The 1,096-nt window shown below is 67.6% G+C and carries 2 protein-coding genes; one reads left to right on the top strand and one right to left on the bottom strand.

Annotated elements, in window-relative coordinates:
* On the bottom strand, positions 1–271 hold a 271-nt coding region (locus ACFWN1_RS33410), incomplete at its 3' end, for a transposase (RefSeq protein ID WP_384370567.1).
* A 544-nt stretch (positions 272–815) separates the two neighbouring features.
* On the opposite strand from ACFWN1_RS33410, the gene ACFWN1_RS33415 reads away from it, so the two are divergent.
* A partial coding sequence (locus ACFWN1_RS33415) for a transposase (RefSeq protein ID WP_384370570.1) occupies positions 816–1,096 on the top strand: 281 nt, incomplete at its 3' end.

Raw genomic sequence — 1,096 nt, forward strand, 5'->3', positions numbered from 1 at the left:
CCGGCCCGAACACGGCCGGCTCGGCCCGCAGCATGCCGACATCGGCCATACAGTCCCCGCCCCACGCGACCGCCAGCGCCACGTCCAGCAGGACCCTGCCCGGATCGTGTACCGCCCGCGCCTCGAACCACGGCGTCAGCGCCGCCGCTATCGCGGTGTCCAGACCGGTCTTGCGTACCGTCTCGACCAGCGGCACGCTCCCGGCCTGGGCGACCACCGTCCGGCCGCCGCCCTCGACGCGGACACCCGCGTAGGACCCGATACTCTTCATTCACCTGGGAAGTGCTTCTTTCCGTGCAGCCGACAGGACCCTAGACAAGTCCCATCGTTGCAGGTCAGAGGCGCTTCCCGCTTTCATGATCAACCTTCGGACACACCACCCCGTGAAAGCGCGAGGCTAGGCATAGTCAATCTTGCCCCCCTCGGCTGGTTCACCGCCTCCTACCCGGACCGGGCCCGTGACCCCGATCGCGGATCCGCAAGCAGTGAGGCCCACGGACCCGTGAGCTGATCAGGCTGCTCGACCACTGACGCGTCGGGCGGCCGACCGACGGCGCTGAGGAAGCGACGACACCTACGACCAGTCCACCGCAGGCTCCTCCAGGGGCTCATCCTCGAAGGAGGCTGTAGAGCCCGGGCTATCGCCCGGGCAGGTGCGCGGACCCCAGCAGCGCTCCCGCCGGTGGGCGGAGCGTCGGAAGACCGGAGGCTGGGACGTCGAGGCGCGGGTGGCGCCTCCAACCCATAGTGCTCCGCGTTAAAACAGAAGGGCTGGTTGAGAGGTTTGAGCTGTACTGAGATTTGTGGAGTCCCTGATGCCAGGGTTACGGTCCTGGCGAAGGAAAACCACATCAGTGCCAGCACCACGGAAGCACCCCGACGAACTGCGTGAGCGCGCGATCCGCGAGGTCCGCACCACAGGCCGGCCCGTCGCGCACGTCGCGAAGGATCTCGGCGTCCACAAGGAAGCCCTGCGCCAGTGGGTCCGCCAGGCCGAAGTCGATCACGGCGAGCGCGACGACCGGACGACGACCACCGAGCGCGACGAGTTGAAGCAACTCCGCAAAGAGAACGCCGAATTGAAGCGGGCGAAGGA

Origin of the sequence: Streptomyces sp. NPDC058459, assembly GCF_042721685.1 — a bacterium.
Classification (GTDB): domain Bacteria; phylum Actinomycetota; class Actinomycetes; order Streptomycetales; family Streptomycetaceae; genus Streptomyces.